Source organism: Bradyrhizobium sp. sBnM-33 (assembly GCF_032917945.1).
In the GTDB taxonomy this organism is placed as follows: Bacteria; Pseudomonadota; Alphaproteobacteria; order Rhizobiales; family Xanthobacteraceae; genus Bradyrhizobium.
Genome location: NZ_CP136624.1, coordinates 5,097,418 through 5,116,945, shown reverse-complemented (window position 1 = coordinate 5,116,945; position 19,528 = coordinate 5,097,418). Strand labels below are relative to the sequence as shown.

The 19,528-nt window shown below is 61.3% G+C and carries 17 protein-coding genes, 3 tRNA genes and 3 pseudogenes; 7 read left to right on the top strand and 16 right to left on the bottom strand.

Annotation, left to right across the window (positions count from 1 at the left end; genetic code table 11):
• Positions 1 to 2: 2 nt before the first annotated feature.
• The 5 genes and pseudogenes from RX328_RS23880 to RX328_RS23860 all read right to left on the bottom strand — a co-directional run bounded on the left by RX328_RS23880 (position 3) and on the right by RX328_RS23860 (position 2,725).
• Entirely contained in the window at positions 3 to 446 is a 444-nt protein-coding gene (locus tag RX328_RS23880) for a GFA family protein (RefSeq protein WP_247511168.1), read from the bottom strand.
• Complete coding sequence (locus RX328_RS23875) at positions 443 to 1,054, bottom strand: NADH-quinone oxidoreductase subunit C (RefSeq protein ID WP_213250437.1); 612 nt, start codon at positions 1,052 to 1,054, stop codon at positions 443 to 445. The genes RX328_RS23880 and RX328_RS23875 overlap by 4 nt, the downstream gene beginning before the upstream one ends.
• 10 nt (positions 1,055 to 1,064) lie before the next feature.
• A complete protein-coding gene (locus RX328_RS23870; protein WP_409410770.1) occupies positions 1,065 to 1,655 on the bottom strand; it encodes a NuoB/complex I 20 kDa subunit family protein in 591 nt (196 codons plus the stop codon).
• Positions 1,646 to 2,011, bottom strand: coding sequence for an NADH-quinone oxidoreductase subunit A (locus RX328_RS23865; protein ID WP_213250440.1), 366 nt, complete (start codon positions 2,009 to 2,011; stop codon positions 1,646 to 1,648). The genes RX328_RS23870 and RX328_RS23865 overlap by 10 nt, the downstream gene beginning before the upstream one ends.
• A gap of 199 nt (positions 2,012 to 2,210) precedes the next feature.
• Positions 2,211 to 2,725, bottom strand: a pseudogene (locus tag RX328_RS23860) (MarR family winged helix-turn-helix transcriptional regulator).
• A gap of 74 nt (positions 2,726 to 2,799) precedes the next feature.
• Here RX328_RS23860 and RX328_RS23855 point away from each other — a divergent pair.
• A pseudogene (locus RX328_RS23855) lies at positions 2,800 to 3,124 on the top strand (Rieske 2Fe-2S domain-containing protein); the annotation flags it as partial.
• 163 nt (positions 3,125 to 3,287) lie between these two features.
• Positions 3,288 to 3,482, top strand: a complete 195-nt coding sequence (locus RX328_RS23850; RefSeq protein ID WP_213250443.1) for a hypothetical protein — start codon at positions 3,288 to 3,290, stop codon at positions 3,480 to 3,482.
• 88 nt (positions 3,483 to 3,570) lie between these two features.
• Here RX328_RS23850 and RX328_RS23845 read toward each other — a convergent pair.
• Positions 3,571 to 3,647 (bottom strand) — tRNA-Asp (locus tag RX328_RS23845).
• Positions 3,648 to 3,969: 322 nt separating this feature from the next.
• Between RX328_RS23845 and RX328_RS23840 the strand changes: the two genes are divergently transcribed.
• The 3 genes from RX328_RS23840 (at position 3,970) to RX328_RS23830 (ending at position 6,141) form a co-directional block, all read left to right on the top strand.
• Entirely contained in the window at positions 3,970 to 4,269 is a 300-nt protein-coding gene (locus RX328_RS23840) for an HU family DNA-binding protein (protein ID WP_057844275.1), read from the top strand.
• A 104-nt stretch (positions 4,270 to 4,373) separates the two neighbouring features.
• Positions 4,374 to 5,630 (top strand): peptidase T, encoded by a 1,257-nt coding sequence (gene pepT / locus RX328_RS23835; RefSeq protein ID WP_213250446.1) that lies wholly within the window; start codon positions 4,374 to 4,376, stop codon positions 5,628 to 5,630.
• 133 nt (positions 5,631 to 5,763) lie between these two features.
• Positions 5,764 to 6,141, top strand: coding sequence for a hypothetical protein (locus RX328_RS23830; protein WP_213250448.1), 378 nt, complete (start codon positions 5,764 to 5,766; stop codon positions 6,139 to 6,141).
• A 597-nt stretch (positions 6,142 to 6,738) separates the two neighbouring features.
• Here the strand turns inward: RX328_RS23830 and RX328_RS23825 are convergent.
• From RX328_RS23825 to RX328_RS23790, 8 genes are all read right to left on the bottom strand, one after another.
• Complete coding sequence (locus RX328_RS23825; protein ID WP_213250450.1) at positions 6,739 to 7,599, bottom strand: class I SAM-dependent methyltransferase; 861 nt, start codon at positions 7,597 to 7,599, stop codon at positions 6,739 to 6,741.
• A gap of 854 nt (positions 7,600 to 8,453) precedes the next feature.
• Positions 8,454 to 8,530, bottom strand: a tRNA-Val gene (locus tag RX328_RS23820).
• A gap of 169 nt (positions 8,531 to 8,699) precedes the next feature.
• Positions 8,700 to 9,101 carry a GFA family protein gene (locus RX328_RS23815; RefSeq protein WP_213250452.1) on the bottom strand — a complete coding sequence of 134 codons (402 nt, stop codon included), beginning with the start codon at positions 9,099 to 9,101 and terminating at the stop codon, positions 8,700 to 8,702.
• Positions 9,102 to 9,224: 123 nt separating this feature from the next.
• Complete coding sequence (lon, locus tag RX328_RS23810) at positions 9,225 to 11,651, bottom strand: endopeptidase La (protein WP_213250454.1); 2,427 nt, start codon at positions 11,649 to 11,651, stop codon at positions 9,225 to 9,227.
• 312 nt (positions 11,652 to 11,963) lie between these two features.
• Positions 11,964 to 13,238, bottom strand: coding sequence for an ATP-dependent Clp protease ATP-binding subunit ClpX (gene clpX, locus RX328_RS23805; RefSeq protein ID WP_028345767.1), 1,275 nt, complete (start codon positions 13,236 to 13,238; stop codon positions 11,964 to 11,966).
• Between the two features lie 428 nt (positions 13,239 to 13,666).
• On the bottom strand, positions 13,667 to 14,302 hold the full coding sequence (locus RX328_RS23800) for an ATP-dependent Clp protease proteolytic subunit (protein WP_213250456.1): 636 nt from the start codon (positions 14,300 to 14,302) through the stop codon (positions 13,667 to 13,669).
• A gap of 283 nt (positions 14,303 to 14,585) precedes the next feature.
• Positions 14,586 to 15,950, bottom strand: coding sequence for a trigger factor (gene tig / locus RX328_RS23795; protein ID WP_213250458.1), 1,365 nt, complete (start codon positions 15,948 to 15,950; stop codon positions 14,586 to 14,588).
• Positions 15,951 to 16,118: 168 nt separating this feature from the next.
• Positions 16,119 to 16,203: transfer RNA gene (locus RX328_RS23790), tRNA-Leu, on the bottom strand.
• A 120-nt stretch (positions 16,204 to 16,323) separates the two neighbouring features.
• On the opposite strand from RX328_RS23790, the gene RX328_RS23785 reads away from it, so the two are divergent.
• Together RX328_RS23785 and RX328_RS23780 are read left to right on the top strand one after the other, a co-directional pair.
• The gene (locus tag RX328_RS23785; protein WP_249726269.1) at positions 16,324 to 17,667 is read left to right on the top strand and encodes a multicopper oxidase family protein; all 1,344 of its coding nucleotides are present in this window, start codon (positions 16,324 to 16,326) and stop codon (positions 17,665 to 17,667) included.
• Between the two features lie 10 nt (positions 17,668 to 17,677).
• Positions 17,678 to 18,733, top strand: coding sequence for an enolase C-terminal domain-like protein (locus RX328_RS23780; RefSeq protein WP_249726270.1), 1,056 nt, complete (start codon positions 17,678 to 17,680; stop codon positions 18,731 to 18,733).
• Positions 18,734 to 18,892: 159 nt separating this feature from the next.
• Here RX328_RS23780 and RX328_RS23775 read toward each other — a convergent pair whose 3' ends face one another.
• The gene (locus RX328_RS23775) at positions 18,893 to 19,198 is read right to left on the bottom strand and encodes an addiction module antidote protein (RefSeq protein ID WP_213250461.1); all 306 of its coding nucleotides are present in this window, start codon (positions 19,196 to 19,198) and stop codon (positions 18,893 to 18,895) included.
• A gap of 1 nt (position 19,199) precedes the next feature.
• Positions 19,200 to 19,495 (bottom strand): annotated as a pseudogene (locus tag RX328_RS23770) (type II toxin-antitoxin system RelE/ParE family toxin).
• Positions 19,496 to 19,528: the final 33 nt, after the last annotated feature.

Below are 19,528 nucleotides of genomic sequence, written 5' to 3'. Positions count from 1 at the left end.
TATCAGCCCTTCGCCTGGCTTGCCTGGAAGGCGGCGAAAACTTCAGCACCGGTCAGTTTCTCCGTCTCATTGGCAAACTCGTAATAAGCAGGCTTCTCGTCGACGAAAATCTGCCTAGTAAGCTCAAACTGCGCGTTCTCGTCGATGGCCTCTGCAGACACCGCGTAAACCGGCGCATCGATCAAGCGATAGAGCAGCGAGGTCCCGCATTTCGTGCAAAAGCCGCGCTCGGCCCAATCCGACGAACGGTAGATACCCAGATTTGCCGCATCGTCGATCTCGACGCTCGCACAATGCACCGACAGATAAGGCCCCGCCGACCATCTGCGGCACATGCTGCAATGGCAGGCCTCGACGTCAGGGCTTTGCAGCACAGCGCGGAACCGCACGGCGCCGCAAAGGCATCCGCCGGTGATCGGCTGCTCTGCTGCGCGGACAGCGTTCACGGCTGCTCCTTCGCCTTCTCATCGCCCGGCAGCGGATAGTCCGCGCCTTCCCATGGCGAGAGGAAATCGAATTTACGGAATTCCTGGTTGAGACGGACGGGCTCGTACAGCACCCGCTTCTCCTGGTCGTCGTAGCGCACCTCGACGAAACCGGTGAGCGGGAAATCCTTGCGCAGCGGATGACCGTCGAACCCGTAATCCGTCAGCAGCCGGCGCATGTCGGGATGGCCGGTGAAGATCACGCCGTAGAGGTCGTAAGTCTCGCGCTCGAACCAGTCAGCACCGGGAAACACCTCGATGATCGAGGGCACCTGGGTGGTCTCGTCGGCTTCGGCGCGCAGGCGGATGCGCTCGTTCAGCGTCGGCGACAGCAGATGATAGATCACGTCGAAACGCTTCTCGCGGCTGGGATAGTCGACCGCAGTGATGTCCGTAATGTTGACGAAGCGCAGCGCGGGATCGTCGCGCAAATATTTGACGACCTCGACGATCTTGCTCGCCTCGACCGTAACGGTGAGCTGGTTGAACGCGACCGCATGGGCAGTGGCCGCGCCCGGAAGCGCGCTAACAATCGTCTGCCCAAGGGCGTCGAGCTTGCCGTCGTCCATTACCTAAACCTTAGCGTTCGATGGTCCCGATGCGCCGGATCTTCTTCTGCAGCAGCAATATGCCGTAGAGCAGCGCTTCCGCCGTGGGCGGGCACCCGGGCACGTAGATGTCGATCGGCACGATGCGGTCGCAGCCGCGGACCACCGAGTACGAGTAATGATAGTAGCCGCCGCCATTGGCGCACGACCCCATCGAGATCACGTAGCGCGGCTCGGGCATCTGGTCATAGACCTTGCGCAGCGCCGGCGCCATCTTGTTGGTCAGCGTACCCGCCACGATCATCACGTCCGATTGCCGCGGCGAGGCGCGCGGCGCGAAGCCGAAGCGCTCGACGTCGTAGCGCGGCATCGACACCTGCATCATCTCGACCGCGCAGCAGGCGAGGCCGAACGTCATCCACATCAACGAGCCGGTGCGCGCCCACGTGATCAGATCGTCGGCGGCGGCAACGAAGAAACCCTTGTCTGACAGCTCATGATTGACCTCGAGGAAGAACGGGTCGTTGGCCCCGACCGGCTTGCCGGTCGAGGGGTCAAGAATGCCCTTCGGCGCCTGCGCGATATCAGGCGAAGAGCCTGTTGCTGTCGGGCTCAATCCCATTCGAGCGCGCCTTTCTTCCACTCATAAGCAAAGCCGACCGTGAGGACGGCCAGGAACACCATCATGGACCAGAAGCCGGTGGCCCCTAACTTGCCGAACGCGACCGCCCACGGGAACAGGAACGCCACTTCCAGGTCGAAGATGATGAAGAGGATCGCAACCAGGTAGAAGCGGACGTCGAACTTCATGCGAGCGTCGTCGAATGCGTTGAATCCGCATTCATAGGCGGAGAGCTTTTCCGGGTCCGGCTGCTGGAACGCGACCAGGAAGGGGGCGATCAGGAGCGCCAGACCGATCAGGCTCGCCACCCCAATAAATACCACAAGCGGAAGGTAATTCTGCAGGATGCCGTTCATCGGCGGGGCCTTTTCCTGCGGATTTGGCCGCAGATTCGTTGATTGGAATTATTCTTGGCTTAGCGCAGCGCAACAGAGGGCGCAAGACAAGCCGGTTTCACGTCTCCGTCCGCCCTTGATGCGTCGGCAGAACCCGAAAAAGTGTTGCGTTCCTGCCTCGCCCGACCAACGCGGGCCGGGCCGCATGGTGCCCAAATTTTCACTTCAAATCCTTTTCGTCGGCGAGCATTTGGGCGGCCGTGTCGGTCAGGCGATCGATCTGGTCGAGCAAGCACCGCAGCTCCTCCTTGCCGAGCTGTTCCAGCAGGCGCCGGTTGCGCTCCTGCGCCCTGCCACAATTGCATCATGGGCGGCCAGCCCCGCCTTGGTCAGGCAAACCAGCGTCTCGCGGTTGTCCCGCGGGTTGACCGACTTGGCGACCAGCTTGCGCGCGACCAGTTCCGCCAGCGCCCGGCTGATCTGGCGCTTGTCCATGCCAACCGCCTCCGCAAGCCGGACAACGCTCATTGGCGGCCACCGCCCCAGCGAGGCCACCAGACCGAACTCCACCGAGGACAAGCCCGCCAGCCGCTTATAGCGCAGGATCGCGCCGCGCTTGAGCAGATTGGCCAGCACCATCAGCCGCGACGACATCATCGCGGTGATCGGCGCCAATTCCGCGACATCGGCGGCCGCAGGTGATGGCGCGGTCTGCTTTTCCGGCTTCCGGCCCATTTGCAACCTCTGCCAACAAAGCGCGCCGGTGCCAAGGACCATCGAGAAGGATCATAGGATAAGCCTATCGAATGCCGATGGGCGAATTGCTGCGGCGGTACTGGCACCCGATCGGGCTCGTGTCCGACGCCACCGATATCCCCAGAAGAGTACGCGTGCTCGGCGAGGACCTGGTGCTGTTTCGCGACCGGCATGCGCGCGTCGGGTTGCTGCACGCCCGCTGCTGCCATCGCGGCACGACGCTCTAATTACGGCAAGGTCGAGGAAGACGGCATCCGCTGCTGCTATCACGGCTGGAAGTTCGACACCGAAGTCCGTTGCCTCGAACAGCCCTGCGAGCCCGAGGGCGCCCCTGCTCAAGGACAAAGTGCATTTCGGCCAGCGCGACCGCGGCACCCTGATGATCCGGCGGATGTGACCTACATCACGGATACATGCGCGAAAACCGGCCACAAACCAGCCGAATGAAACCATTTTGCCGAAACCGCGAAACGATCCTGAAACAGATGGGGCGTACCTCTCTTCCCAACACGGGACGCCAAAGGCGTCCGGGAGGCATCACATGAACCACTCCATTCACTCGGCGGATCGCAGTACCCACCTGAAGATCGTGGTTGTCGCACTGGTGGCCGGTATCGCGGTTGCGGCTTTCGGCATCTCGGCTCGGACCGGTTCTGAGTACAGCCAGACTGCCCAGGTCGTAAAAGCGGGCAAGGCGGTCGTTATTACCAGCGCGAATACTTCGACGGTCCGTTAAGCGATATCAAACTTCGTTGGAACAAAAACGGCCGCCCTCGGGCGGCCTTTCTGTTTGCGGCGGATCAACGTCAAGCCATTGAAAAGAATGGCGCGAGAGACGGGACTCGAACCCGCGGCCTCCGCCGTGACAGGGCGGCGCTCTAACCAACTGAGCTACTCCCGCGGATGCCGTAATCAGATCCTGATCCGCGCAGAACCGAGGGCATAAAGGCCCGCTCCCGCTTAGTCAAGGACGTTGCAAATCCCCGCGCCAGACGCGCGTTTTTGCGATTCCAATTCAAATAACGGCCTGTTTTCAGGTAAAACTGCGTGGGCGGCGATTATCCGAATCGTCTAAGGCCTGCTACATCGGCGTTTCTTGAAATCCTCACCGCTCTGGTTGGACCGGAACCGCGGGTTTCAAGTCACCACGAACGCATTTTCCCGGCCCAGACCGGTATCGACGAACGCGCTCAAAGCGATTCAACCAACGAGGAGGGTCAGACATGGCGAAAAAAGCGGCGGCTCCAGCCACCATCACACTGAAGCATCTGGCGGCAGCTCTCGCCGAGGAACATGACTTGTCGAAGAAGGCCGCCGAGGCGATCCTGACCGACATGGTCGGCAAGATCACAAAGCACCTGAAAAAGGGCGAGCGCATCCGGATCGTTGGCCTCGGCATCCTTCAGGTCCGCAAGCGCGCCGCCCGCACCGGGCGCAACCCCGCCACCGGCGAGCCGATCCAGATCAAGGCCAGCAAGAAGGTCGCGTTCCGCGCGGCCAAGGAACTCAAGGAAGCCGTCTGACCAAGGCTTCTCTCGATTGCACCAGAAGCGCCATTCCGGCGGCCACCCGGAATGGCGCTTTTCTGCTATAGAGCGCTTCCCTTGCTCAATTTTTCCGGATCGTCATGCTGGCCTCGTCGATAGCCTTCACCCACGATGTCACCGAGCGCTTCCTGCGCTATGTCGTTATCGACACCCAGTCCGATCCGGCGTCGCCGACCTGCCCTTCCACCGCGAAGCAGAAGAATTTGGGCCGCCTGCTGGCTTCGGAGCTGCAGGCGATGGGGCTCACAGACGCCCATCTCGACGAGCACGGCTATGTCTATGCGACGATCCCGGCGACTACCGAGAAGAAGGTCCCGGTGATCTGCTTCTGCTCGCATATGGACACGTCCCCGGACTGCACCGGCGCCAACGTCAAGCCGCAAATCGTGAACAATTATCCCGGCGGCGACATCGTCCTGCCGGCCGATCCCACCCAGGTGATCCGCTTCGCCGACCATCCTGCCCTCGCCGGCCAGATCGGCCACGACATCATCACGACCGACGGCACCACGCTGCTCGGCGCGGACAACAAGGCCGGCCTCGCCGAGATCATGGATGCGGCACGATTTCTGATCCAGAACCCGCACATCAAGCACGGCACCATCAAGATCCTGTTCACGCCGGATGAAGAGATCGGCCGCGGCGTCGATAAGGTTGACCTGAAAAAGCTCAGCGCCCATTTTGCCTATACGATGGACGGCGAAAGCGCCGGGCATATCGAGGACGAAACCTTTTCAGCCGACGGCGCCACCATCACCATCGAAGGCGTGTCGACCCATCCAGGCTTTGCCAAAGGCAAGATGGAGCACGCCATCAAGATCGCGGCGGCTATCATCGACCGCCTGCCCAAGGACACCTGCTCGCCTGAGACCACCGAAGGCAAGGAGGGATTCCTGCATCCGATCGGCATTTCGGGCGCGCTGGAGAAAGCCAGCATCGGCTTCATCGTCCGCGATTTCACCGACGAGGGCTTGCAGCAAAAGGAAGCGCTGCTCGAAAGTATCGTCAAGGGCGTGATGAAGGACTATCCGCGCTCGACTTACCGGATGGAAGTCAAGCCGCAATACCGCAACATGAAACAGGTGATCGACCGCCATCCCCAGACGGTCGACTACGCCATCGAGGCGATCAAGCGCGCGGGGCTGACGCCGGTGCGAAGCTCGATCCGCGGCGGCACCGACGGCTCACGCCTGTCGTTTATGGGCCTGCCCTGCCCTAACATCTTCGCCGGCGAACACGCATTCCATTCGCGGCTGGAATGGGTCAGCCGCCAGGATATGGAAAAGGCCGCGGAGACGATTGTACATCTGGCAATGATCTGGGAAGAGCGGGCTTAGCGCTTTGTGATCTGCATCAACGGAGGACTTTTGACCGGCGATAAGTCGGTTTCAAAAATTCAAACATCCGACCCGAAAGACGTAGCTCCAATCGCGCCCATCAGTGCGGGTTTGCATGAAAACGAGGTCTACCATGCGGTTATCTATGGTGGTCGCTTTGGCGCTTATCGTTGGAGCTCCAGGCTCGAGGTTCGTGTCTCCAGCACTGGCTGCTTCCGACTGTCCAAAATTGGTAGAACTGGCGGACTTTGGTGAGAACTCGACCGGCGACATTAGCGTCGGGTCCGGGCAAAGGTGCCTATTTCCGATCACGATCCGCGGCACGGTAAGCAGCTCGGATATTTTTCAAAAGCCGTCACACGGCAAGTTGAAAAAGCTCAACGTGACCACCTACGAATACAGGGCGAAGGCCAGATATAAGGGAAGCGATATTTTTGCCATCAAAGCAACAGGTCAGGGGCCGACGGCTTCTGGCACGTCGGTAATCACTGTGCACGCGACGATCAAATAACGTTTCTCGCGTCCTTTGCGTGGACGCGGACGCGTGTCGCCGTCCAGCAAATTATCTTACGGCAACGACCCCTTCAGGTCTGCGACTCCAATATCCAAAGTGGCACCGTTCTCGCGGATCGCGTGCATGCGGACCTCACCGTGGTCGGAGACAGTGATGACTTGAACGACCATCGCGCCAAGCAGAAGCACTGCAACTATAATCAGCCCAACCCGGGCTGGAGTTAGATATGGATCGGACAAGCGCATCATTGCTGCACCCATGCGCATCGCCGCCAGCCCACTGCAACTGGTCGTTGACTCGTTAGGCGATTTGGTGGCGTGGCGGTGGCGATCCGGCGTTCAATTGGAATGGGTCAGCCGCTAAGTATGGCAGGGCCGTGCACACCATCGTGCATATCGGCGATGAGTTGGGAAGAGTGGGCATTGACGTCGCTTCGCGCCGCTCTGTCCCCGTCATTGCCTGCGACAGCGACGAAGCAATCCATCTCCCCGCGCCTGCCGATGGATGGATTGCTTCCGCCTTCGCTCTTCGAGCTACGGCGGACAAGTCGCTACGCTCGCAATGACGGTGTGGCGCGAGATGCGCCCGTCTCAACTACGACGCGCGCGCTGTTACGATCCAAACCGACGCCGGCAGCAGCACGGCATCGCCCTTGGCGAACGGCGTCAGCGCTTCGCGAATGGAAGCGGCGACGGAAGCGCGAGCTTCTTCCGGCTGGTCGTCCAGCGCGCGGCTCACCGGGCCGATCTCCAGCGCGCCCTGCACTGCGCCGTCGAGGCCGCGGCCGATCGCTGCATCCAGCAACAGCGGACACGCTTCCATGCCGACGCCGGTAAAACCGGCCGCGTCGAGGATGCGGCGGACGCGTGCCTCCGAGGCAAACGCAAACGGTCCCGGGTCTTCCGGCCCAAGCTGCGGCAGCTTTGGCACATGCTTGTAGGCCGCCTGCAGCGGGGCCATGAAAAACGGGTTTTCGCGCGGCTCGCGCCAGCAGGCAAAGGCCATGCGTCCCGTCGGCCGCAGCGCTTTCCGCATGTTGGCGAACGACAGCGCCGGATCGGCAAAGAACATCACGCCGAACCGCGAGGCCAGCACATCGAAGCCGGCAGGCTCGAACGGATAGACGGTGGCGTCGGCCAGAACGAAATCGATCGGCAGATCCTTCGGTGCGCTCTGCCGCGCCCGCTCCAGCATCGGGCCGGACACATCAATGCCGAGCACATGGCCCGATGGCGCGACTTCCCGCGCGAACGCAATCGCGGTGGCACCACTGCCGCAGCCGACATCGATGACGCGCTCGCCGGGCGTTAGCCTGGCGCGGTCGATCAGAAGATCGGCGACCGGTCCCAGGACGATGTCCTGCGCCGCCTGCCGCTCTGCCCAGCGCTGACCTGCCGGACCGTTCCAGTAGGCAACCTGGTCGGCGTTTTGTTCGTGGCTTGCCGGTGTGTCCATTTGCGCGCTCCTTTTCAACTTCGAACGTCCGTCGCGCCTGTGCCGGATCGTTCACGCCGTATCGTTGCCGTATCATTGCCTTGATGCCGCTTCGTTCGTTCATGTACCCCAAGATTTGCGGTCCTAACTACACTTTCGTGCATTTCCTTCGGAACGATATCCCGCCTTTCGCGTGATCTATTGCCGCAAGGCAACTGACCGGCACTAGCACCTGGAGGGATCAAGATGAATAGAATGCGCAAATATGCGTGCGGCGCCGCAGCGGCGGCCGCTCTTTTTGTAATTCCAATTTCGGCCTTTTCTCAATCCATTGAGATTGGACCGGGAGGCGTCCGAGTCGATCGAGGAGGTGGGCGCTGCGAGCAATTAAGACTTGCCTGCGAAAACAAAGACGCGCTGGGCGAGCGGGGCGAAGGAAATTGCCGCAGATATCGGGAAGCCTGCGGGCGACCAGTTCGCAGGGATGTATGCGCCGAATTGAGATATGCTTGCCTCAACAAGGATGAGTTGGGTGAACGCGGCGAAGGAAATTGCCGTCGGTATCGCGAGACTTGTAGAGGTCGCCTGTAAGGCTCGCTAATTTTCAGTCGCGGGGTGGTCCGGCATCGCTCGGCACCGCGCCGCGCTGGCCCGCCGAACCATTCCAGTATGCGAATTGGTCGGCGTTTTGATCGTGGCTGGTGGCGGCGTCCATTGCTCGTTCTTTTGCTTGCGATTGGGAGATGAGGTTCAACTTCGAACAAGTCGGCCTTCGCTCTTCGAGCTTCGGCGACAGCCTTCGCCCTGCGCGCAGAGCATCTGTGGCACCACTGCCGCGAGCTGGCTTGCCCAGCCGAAGCCCGCAGGGCGAAGGCTGGTAGGCGGCGAGAGATTCGAACTCCCGACCCTCTCGGTGTAAACGAGATGCTCTAACCAGCTGAGCTAGCCGCCCGTAAGCCGCCTGTTTAGCCCTGCGGCCCCCTTTAGTGCAAGGGTTCGACCGCAAATTGCCGGTCGCACAAGAGCGTTTTCAAGCGAAGTGGACACCGGTTCGCGTCAAGAAAACGCGTCAAAACAAGAATCTAGAGCGCGGTTCTGATTCAATCAGAACCGAAAAGGCGCTAGTCGCCCGGCCGCCCGGGTAGCGCCTCAAGATCATGGATCCAGGGTGCAGCCGAGCGGCACCAGATTTGCCGCACCGGCTTGAGCCGGTCGCGCTGGCGGATGCTGCCCCAGCGAATACCCCAATCCTCCGGTCCGCCGTCTCCGCTGGTGAACAATGGCGAGCCGCAGACTTCGCAAAAGTGCTGAAAGCGCGTCCGGCCATTATCGCCCTTCTTCGGATAGACCTTCGCCGGTGCGCCGGTCATGCGGACCTGCTCGGCCGAACAGATCACCGTTACCCGATACGGCGAGCCCGTCAGGTTCTGGCAATCGGTGCAGTGACAGATCGATACTTTTTCGGGATCGATGTCGGCCCGATAGGTCACCCGCCCGCAATGGCATTGCCCGTCGATTTCCATCCCTCATCAACTCCGTCCGCCGGGCTCAGGTTCAAGCCGAGATCCCAGCCGCACAAACAAAAACGGCGCCCGAAGCGCCGCTTTATCGTTTTCAGTTCAGTGATCAGTGGTGACTGATCGGGCTCAGTGCGCCGTCAGGCCACCGGCCGCTTCGTCCGAGGCATCCGACTTGACCGGCACCTTTGTGTCCTCTTCCCAGACGATTGGGACTGGGGCGCGGACCAGCGCCTTGGCGATAACGTCATCGAGCCGGGCAACCGGGACAATCTCCATGCCGCCCTTGATCGCATCGGAAATCTCCGTGAGATCCTTGGCGTTGTCCTCGGGGATCAGCACCGTCTTAATGCCGCCACGCGCGGCCGCAAGCAGCTTCTCCTTCAGGCCGCCGATCGGCAGCACGCGACCACGCAGCGTGATCTCGCCGGTCATCGCGACATCGTGCCGGACCGGAATGCCGGTCATGGTCGAGATAATCGCGGTGGCCATCGCCACACCCGCCGACGGTCCGTCCTTCGGGGTTGCGCCCTCCGGCACGTGGACGTGGATATCGCGCTTGTCGAACAGCGGCGGCTCGACGCCGTAGTTGATCGCCCGCGAGCGGACGTAAGACGCCGCCGCCGAGATCGACTCCTTCATCACGTCGCGCAGATTACCCGTGACCGTCATCTTGCCCTTGCCGGGCATCATGACGCCTTCGATCGTCAAGAGCTCGCCGCCGACGTCAGTCCAGGCCAGACCCGTGACGATACCGACCTGCGGCTCGCTCTCGATCTCGCCGAAGCGGTACTTCGGCACGCCGAGGAAGTCTTCGAGAGTCTTCTCGGTGACCTTGACCGACTTCTTCTTGGAGATCATCAGCTCCTTCACCGCCTTGCGGGCGAGTGTGGAGAGCTCACGCTCCAGGTTGCGCACGCCCGCTTCGCGGGTGTAGCGGCGGATCATCAACAGCAACGCATCGTCGTCGATCGACCATTCCTTGGAATCGAGGCCATGCTTGGAGATGGCGTTCGGGATCAGGTGCTTGCGCGCGATCTCGACCTTCTCGTTCTCGGTGTAGCCGGCGATCCGGATGATCTCCATGCGGTCCATCAGCGGCCCCGGAATATTGAGCGTATTCGCGGTCGTGATGAACATGACGTTCGACAGATCGTAGTCGACCTCCAGATAGTGATCGTTGAAGGTCGAGTTCTGCTCGGGATCCAGGACCTCAAGCAGCGCCGATGACGGATCGCCGCGGAAATCGGCGCCCATCTTGTCGATCTCGTCCAACAGGAACAGCGGATTCGAGGTCTTGGCCTTGCGCATCGACTGGATGATCTTGCCGGGCATCGAGCCGATATAGGTGCGGCGGTGACCGCGGATCTCGGCCTCGTCACGCACGCCGCCGAGCGAGACACGCACGAACTCACGGCCGGTCGCCTTCGCGATCGACTTGCCGAGCGAGGTCTTGCCGACGCCGGGAGGTCCGACCAGGCACAGGATCGGTCCGGTCAGCTTGTTGGCGCGCGACTGCACGGCGAGATACTCGACGATGCGGTCCTTGACCTTTTCGAGCCCGTAGTGGTCGGAGTCCAGCACGGCCTGCGCCTGCTCGAGGTCTTTCTTGACCTTGGACTTCTTGTTCCACGGAATCGACAACAGCCAGTCGAGATAGTTACGCACGACGGTGGCTTCCGCGGACATCGGTGACATCTGGCGCAGCTTCTTCAACTCGTGCTGCGCCTTCTCCCGCGCTTCCTTGGAAAGCTTGGTCTTGGCAATCTTCTCTTCCAGATCGGCCAACTCGTCGCGACCTTCGTCGTCACCGAGTTCCTTCTGGATCGCCTTCATCTGCTCGTTCAGGTAATACTCGCGCTGGGTCTTCTCCATCTGGCGCTTGACGCGCGAGCGGATGCGCTTCTCAACCTGCAGCACCGAGATCTCGCTCTCCATCAAGCCCAACACCTTCTCCAGGCGCTGCGTGACGGACAACGTCTCCAGGATGCCCTGGCGATCGGCGATCTTGACGGCGAGATGCTGCGCGACCTGATCGCTGAGTTTGGCGAAATCAGTGATCGCCTGAACCACGCCGACAACTTCGGCGGAGATCTTCTTGTTCAGCTTCACATAGCTTTCGAAGTCGGACACGACCGAGCGCGCCAAAGCCTCGGCTTCAACCGAGTTGGCGTCGGTATCGGCGAGCGCGATCGCGGTCGCCTCGTAATATTCGATGCGGTCGGAATACTTTTGCACGCGCGCGCGCTCGAGCCCTTCGACCAGCACCTTCACGGTGCCATCGGGAAGTTTCAGGAGCTGCAGCACGCTGGCGAGCGTACCGACTTCGTAGATGGAATCCGGGCTCGGATCGTCGTCGGACGCGTTCTTCTGCGTCGCGAGCAGGATCAGCGCGTCGTTCTTCATCACCTCTTCGAGGGCGCGGATCGATTTCTCGCGGCCGACGAACAGCGGCACGATCATGTGCGGAAATACGACGATGTCGCGGAGCGGCAGCACCGGATACGAATGGCTTTCGCCGAGAATGATGGTTGGCCGGGTTTTTGGGGTTGTCATGGCCTATTCCTTCTGTTTTGCCCCCTTGCACGCAGTCCGCATCGCTTGCGCAACCGCCACAAGGTGCCGGGAGTTCCGGGCCGGTCGGCCGCCTTCGCTGCCGCCTTCACCGGATGATTTCTGCGACGAATCTCGAACGTGATTTCCGCCACCATGGGCATTAGGTGGCTATCGGGTATGGGGGTGTCAAGTCACGGAAAATGACCGCAAATTGCAGGTCAAACGCGCGAAAAACGCTTACGCCACTGCGGCCGCCGAAAGGCTCGGCAGCCGCGCTATAGAAACTTCTGAGTTCTAGCCAGCGCGACGGTATCAGGCGCTGGCGCTGCTCTCGACAGCCCGATCCGAACGGTCCGCATAGATGTAGAGGGGACGGGCGGTTCCCTCGACCACTTCGCGCGAGATCACGACCTCTTCGACACCTTCCAGACCCGGCAGATCGAACATGGTCTCGAGCAGGATGCTTTCGAGGATCGAACGCAATCCGCGCGCGCCGGTCTTGCGCTCGATCGCCTTGCGGGCGACCGCGCCAAGCGCCTCGTCGGCGAAGGTGAGTTCGATGTTCTCCATTTCGAACAGCCGCTGGTATTGTTTCACCAGCGCGTTCTTCGGATCGGTCAGGATCTTCTTCAGCGAGGTCTCGTCGAGATCCTCCAGCGTCGCGACCACCGGCAGACGGCCGACGAATTCGGGTATCAACCCGTACTTCAGCAAGTCTTCCGGCTCGACGTGACGGAAGATTTCGCCGGTGCGGCGGTCTTCGGGCGCCAGCACCTGGGCGGCGAAACCGATCGAGGTCGAGCGTCCGCGTGCGGAGATGATCTTCTCAAGCCCCGAGAATGCGCCGCCGCAGATGAACAGGATGTTGGTGGTATCGACCTGCAGGAACTCCTGCTGCGGGTGCTTGCGACCACCCTGCGGAGGTACGGAGGCGACCGTGCCTTCCATGATCTTCAACAGCGCCTGCTGCACGCCCTCACCCGACACGTCGCGGGTGATCGAGGGGTTGTCGGACTTGCGGCTGATCTTGTCGATTTCGTCGATATAGACGATGCCGCGCTGCGCGCGCTCGACATTGTAGTCGGCCGACTGCAACAGCTTCAGGATGATGTTCTCGACGTCCTCGCCGACGTAGCCGGCTTCGGTCAACGTCGTCGCGTCTGCCATGGTGAACGGCACGTCGAGAATCCGCGCCAGCGTCTGCGCCAGCAAAGTCTTGCCCGAACCGGTCGGACCGATCAGCAGGATGTTCGACTTCGCGAGTTCGACGTCGTTGTGCTTGGTCTGGTGATTGAGGCGCTTGTAGTGGTTGTGAACGGCAACTGAGAGCACCTTCTTGGCATGGCTCTGGCCGATCACGTAATCGTCCAGCACCTTGCAGATTTCCTTCGGCGTCGGGATGCCGTCGCGCGACTTCACCAGCGAGGACTTGTTCTCCTCGCGGATGATGTCCATGCAGAGTTCGACGCATTCGTCGCAGATGAATACGGTGGGACCCGCGATGAGTTTGCGGACTTCGTGCTGGCTCTTTCCACAGAACGAGCAATACAGCGTGTTCTTGGAGTCGCTCGTGCCAACCTTACTCATTCCTGTCTCCGTCCGCCGTTCGATCCGTTACCCGATCGACCCATTCCGGCACTGTCACCGGACCTGAAGGTAGATAGAGCAAATTCCGTACCAAAAAAGACCCTAACTCAATTACACACCGTGCGAATCATGGCGTCTCGATTCCCCCGCGATCTTAACCCAACCCACACAGCCAACCATGCTGACACCCGACTATCAAGAATTCGCTAATCGGGGCCGGATTGGCTACCCGTGACAATACCGTGATTTGTGGCGTTCGCACGGGGAGAAGTTGACGAAATCGACCGAGCGTTGCGGTATTGCCACGCCGCAAAACCAGCACGAAAGCGGAACTTTCGACCTATGCGAGGGCATGGGCGCGGCTTTCGGCCAGATTTGCCGATTCAATCAACCATTAACGTCAACGCGGGGTGTTGCTATCCGTTACCTTACGGGATTTTCACCGGCGTCACCTCTTCGGGGCGCCTGTCGATCACCTTGTCGACGATGCCGAAGTCGCGCGCCATCTCGGCGGTCAAGAATTTGTCGCGCTCAAGCGCGTCCTCGATCGCCTTGTAGGTCTGGCCGGTGTGCTTCACGTAGATTTCGTTGAGGCGCTTCTTGAGATTCAGGATCTCCTGTGCGTGAAGCATGATGTCAGTGGCCTGGCCCTGGAAGCCGCCGGATGGCTGATGCACCATGATGCGCGAATTGGGCAGCGAGAAGCGCATGTCCTTTTCACCGGCCGCGAGCAGCAGCGAACCCATTGAGGCCGCCTGCCCCGTGCACAGCGTCGACACCGGCGGGCGGATGAACTGCATGGTGTCGTAGATCGCAAGACCCGACGTCACCACGCCGCCGGGCGAGTTGATGTACATCGAGATTTCCTTCTTGGGATTTTCCGCCTCGAGGAACAGGAGCTGCGCGACGGTGAGCGTCGACATGCCGTCTTCGACCGGACCGGTCACGAAGATGATGCGCTCCTTCAGGAGCCGCGAGAAAATGTCGTAGGCGCGTTCGCCGCGGTTGGTCTGCTCGACCACCATCGGAACGAGGTTCATGTAGGTTTCAACGGGATCGCGCATTAATCACCCCAAGGGTTCGGATAGAGAATAAGCGGGAACAAACATCCATCGGCAAGGCAGGCATGATTGCCGCACGGACGAACGTCCCGTGATGCAGGACTTCAACTCAGAACTCGCGTAAGCGAGCTGCTCACAGATATGAGCCAATTTCCCGGCGACAAGACCGGGCACTTGCGAGCCGAATAAGAGAAGCTCAAGCTGATTCGCAGCCGATCGCATAGCGACGGGTGCCGTCACCACGCCGCTATCGCCGTTCATCATTAATGCCGGCCTGACCAATCGATCAGGCTGCACTCTTCTCGTCGGCCTCATCGTCCTTGAACAGGTCCTCGCGCGAAACCTTCTTTTCGGTCACGTTGGCGAGTTCGAGGATGAAATCGACCACCTTGTCTTCATAAATCGGCGCACGAAGCTGGGCCAGCGCATTGGCATTGTTGCGATAGTAATCCCAGACTTCCTTCTCGCGGCCGGGCATCGAACGCGCCCGCTCGATCACCGCGCGGCTGACTTCGTCGTCGGTCACGGTAATCTTGTTCTTCTCGCCGATCTCCGACAGCACGAGGCCAAGCCGGACGCGACGGTCGGCGATCTTCTTGTACTCTTCCTTCGCGGCTTCCTCGGTGGTGTTCTCGTCGGCAAAGGTCTTGCCGGAGGATTCCATCTCGGCCTTGATCGAGTTCCACATCAGGTTGAACTCTTCCTCGATCAGCGATGGCGGCGCCTCGAATTTGTGGCTGTCGTCGAGACGGTCGAGCAGCGCGCGCTTGACGCGCTGGCGCGTCGCACCGGCGAACTCGGCGACCAGCCGCTCGCGCGCGGCTTCCTTCAGCTTGTCGAGCGATTCCAGGCCGAGCGTTTTTGCAAACTCGTCGTTGATCTCAGTCTCGCCCGGGGCTTCGATCAGGGTTGCCGTGGTCTCGAACTCGGCCGCCTGGCCGGCAAGTTTCTCGCTGGCATAGTTCTTCGGGAACGACACTTTCAGCGTGCGGGTTTCACCGGCCCCGATGCCGACGAGCTGTTCCTCAAAACCCGGAATGAACTGTCCGGCGCCGATCACGACCTGGATGCCCTCACCGGTGCCGCCGTCGAACGGCACGCCGTCGATAGACCCCTTGAAATTGATAGTGACGCGATCGCCGGTTTCGGCCTTGGCGCCCTCCGCCTTCGCCGCATAGGGACGGTTCTGGTCGGCGATGCGCTTGATCGCCTCGTCGACCTCGGCATCGATCACTTCGACCACCGGCTTCTCCACCGAGAAGGTCTTGAAATCGGCGAGCTGAATCGTCGGCACCACCTCGATCGCCACCGTGTAGGTCAGATCGCTCTTGCCGGCGAGCAGCTCCTCGACCTCTTTCTGCTCGGTCGGCAACGTGATCTTGGGCTCGGTCGCGAGACGGAAACCGCGGTCGGTGAAGATCTGCGTGTTAGTGTCGCGGATGGTCTGGTCGATGGTCTCGGCCATCACTGAGCGGCCATACACCTTTTTCAGATGGCTCACCGGCACCTTGCCGGGGCGGAAGCCATTGAGCTTCACCTTGTCCTTGAGGTCGACCAGCTTGGCATCCGCCTTGGCATCGAGATCCGATGCGGGAACGCTGACCTTGAACTCGTGCTTCAATCCCTCGGCGAGGGTTTCGGTGACCTGCATGGTGCAATCTTCTTCCGCTTGCGCCGGGCCAACTAGCCCCGGCAGTGTCTAATTTGGTTCGACGCGCAAGCCTTGCAGCCCTGCGCCGGTGGTTCGGATGACCTTGGCTTCCCCATACGGGGAGCAGGCCCTCCAGTATTCGTCATGCAAACGCTTGGATAGAGCGCTTGGTGCGGGCGGAGGGACTCGAACCCCCACAACTTTCGTCACTGGAACCTAAATCCAGCGCGTCTACCAGTTCCGCCACGCCCGCGTGAAAAGCATCCTTACCCGGCCCGATGCCGCGGGCGGCGGGCTTATAACATGAGCCTACACCTCCGCAGCAAAAAAATGGCCCTTTTTGACAGCACCGGGGCAAGGCGTCACAGCTAGCATGGATACATCAGAAATGGTCCGCATCGGTCCGATGGCAAGACCCAAATTAACGCTAGCTCGACGCGAGCTGCTGGCCGGGCTGGGCGCCGCCGCCCTCACCCCGATATGGCCGGTTTCCGGCGCAGCCCAGGCACGTCCTCCGCTGACGTTACAGGCCACGCCGGAGACCCTCGCACTCCGGCCGGGCGGTACGGCGGCGCCGGTCTGGTCGCTGCAAGGGCCCGACCTCACGTTCAAGCGTGGCGAGACGGCCGAGATCGCCTTCGCCAATGAGCTGCCGGTGCCGGTCGTCCTCAACTGGCGGGGTATGGACGGCATTCCGGCGCAGGCCCCTCTCGCGGCGCGCGCAGCCCTCGCAAGCGGTGGCAAGGCCAACTTGCAGCTTCCCCTGCGCGACGCCGGGACCTTCCTCTGCGACTTCGGGCTGCTTGGCGATCGACAGGCACAACCAACGCGGGCACGGCCGTTGATCGTTCGCGAAACCGAACCGATCGCTGTCGACCGCGACGAGGTCCTCCTGATCGAGGATTGGCAGGCAAGGCCCGATGGAACAGCAATCGCGCCGGGAATCGATCCGAAGGACACCGTTCCCCTCCATACGATTAACGGCCGGACTTCGCTCAAGCTCTCAGGGCGGACCAACGAGCGGATCAGGCTCCGCATCATCAGCGGCTGCCAACGCTCTGTTATGGCTATCAAACTGGAAGGGTTGGACGTTCGGGTCATGGCCATCGACAGCCAGCCATCGGAGCCGTTCCAGGCCCGCAATGGCGCGCTGGTGCTGGCGCCGGGCGGGCGGGTTGATGCCTTCATCGATTTGACCGCTCCGGCAGGCTCTATCAATGCGATCCTCCTGCATGATGGCAAGGAAGCTCGCACGATCGGCAAACTTGTCGTCTCCAGCGAACCGCCGGTCCGCGCGGCCCCGCTGCCACCCGCCCCTGCGCTGCCCTCCAACGGCCTGCCCGAGCGGCTCGACCTCAAGGGGGCGACCCGGATCGATGTTGTGCTGGGCGGACCTTCCGGCGACTGGACGACGCCAGCCGATTTTGCCGTGAGTGCCCCGCCCGCCTTCCGCGGCAGGAAAGGCCGCACCGTGGTGCTGGCGCTGACCAACCGCGCCGCGGTCGCCACCGTTTTCCACCTCCACGGCCACCACTTCCGCCTGCTGGACCGGCTCGACGACGGCTGGAAGCCGTTCTGGCTGGATACGCTGGCGATCGAGCCCGGCCAGACCCAACGCATCGCCTTTGCCGCCGAACATGCCGGCCGCTGGCTGATCGAATCCGTCGCCACCGATTGGGCGGCACCGCGGCTGGTGCGGTGGTACGCTGTCGAATGAGGAGCACGCCATGAGCAAGTCGGTTCCCGCCATCCGTAGCGTCGAGGCGCGAGCGCTCGTCGTGCCGCTCGCACGCCCCGTGAAGAACGCTTTTGGTGTGATCGATGTGGGCCCGCTGGTCCTGATTGATGTCGAGACCGATCAGGGCGTTACCGGTCACTCCTACATTTTCGCCTACAGCAAGCTGACGCTGAAGCCGCTGGTGCACCTGATCAAGGAGATCGGACGCGAACTCACCGGCAGGCCAGTTGCGCCCTACGATCTGATGGCAGCGATGGACGCAAAATTCCGCCTGCTCGGCTGGCGGGGCCTGGTCGGCATGGCGGTGTCCGGCCTCGACATGGCCTATTGGGACGCACTCGGCCAATTGGCCGACAAGCCAGTGGTTGAACTGCTCGGCGGTTCGCCAAAACCGATCAGGGCCTATGACAGCTATGGCGTAGTCGATCCCGTGGCCGACGAAAGAGCGCTGCGCCGCTCGCTCGAGCAGGGATTTCGCGGCATCAAGATCAAGGGCGGCGACGGCGATGCCGCCAATGACGAGCGCGTGGTCAAGGGCGTGCGCGCCCTCATCGGCCCCGACATCGCGTTGATGATCGACTTCAACCAGTCGCTAGATCCCGCTGAAGCCGCGCGCCGGATCGCTCGCCTCGCGCCCTATGATTTGCACTGGATCGAAGAGCCCGTGCCGCAGGAAAACCTCTCTGGACACGCAAAAGTGCGCGAGACCTCGGCCACGCCGATTCAGGCCGGCGAGAACTGGTGGTTCCCGCGCGGCTTTGCGGAAGCGATCGCACTAGGTGCCAGCGACTTCATCATGCCCGATCTGATGAAGTGCGGCGGCGTCACCGGCTGGCTGCAGGTCGCCGCCCAAGCCGAAGCTGCCAACATCCCGATGTCGAGCCATCTCTTCGCCGAAGCCAGCGCCCACATGCTGGCGGTGACGCCAACCGCGCACTGGCTCGAATTTTTGGATTTTTGCCAGCGTGATCCTCGCCCATCCCGCCGAGATCGTCGACGGCACGGTCACCGCGCGAGGGCCGGGTCTTGGGCTGGAATGGAATGAGACGGCGGTGGCGAAGTATCTGGTGACGTAGCCTGTAGGATGGGTGGAACGACTTGTCCCGCCATAGCTCAACGAACGAGCGGAGCGATACCCATCAATCGCCCATCCATCGGCGAAGGAAGACCGGTCTCGCGAAAGGCTCAACCCATCTTATGCCGCTTATGCCGCCGAGTCTTCTTGGACGTGCGGCTTTGTGGTGAGTTCGATTCCCAGCGCCTTCATCACGGCAATCGTCGTTTTCAAGGTCGGATTTCCGTTTGCGCTAAACGAACGATAGAGCTGCTCGCGTGACAGTCCAGTTTCGTTGGCAATCTGTGTCATCCCCTTGGCACGGGCAACGACGCCAAGGGCATGAGCGATATAGCCCGCATCTTCCGTCTTGAAGGCTTCCTCCATAAACACTGCAATCGCCTCGTCGGACTGCAGGTCTTCGGCCGGATCATAAGTCGTTAGCTTCTCGCCCATCTCATTCACTCCATGCCTTGGCAAGATGCTTCGCCATTTTGATGTCTTTCGCCTGGGTGCTCTTGTCGCCGCCGCAAAGCAGAACGATGATCGCGCTTCCCGTTTCTGAAAATAGACACGGTAGCCGGGGCCGTAGTGGATGCGCAGCTCGCTGACGCCTTCGCCAACCGGCTCGGCGTCGCCTGCGTGCCCCTGAGCCAGCCGATCCAGTCGCGAAGCGATCAGCGCACGGGCGCGGTGATCCTTGAGCCGCTGGCGCCACTTTCGAAACGTTTCTGTTTGCTTCAGCTCAAGCAGATGTAGTTTATAAACTACGAACCTTTTATAATC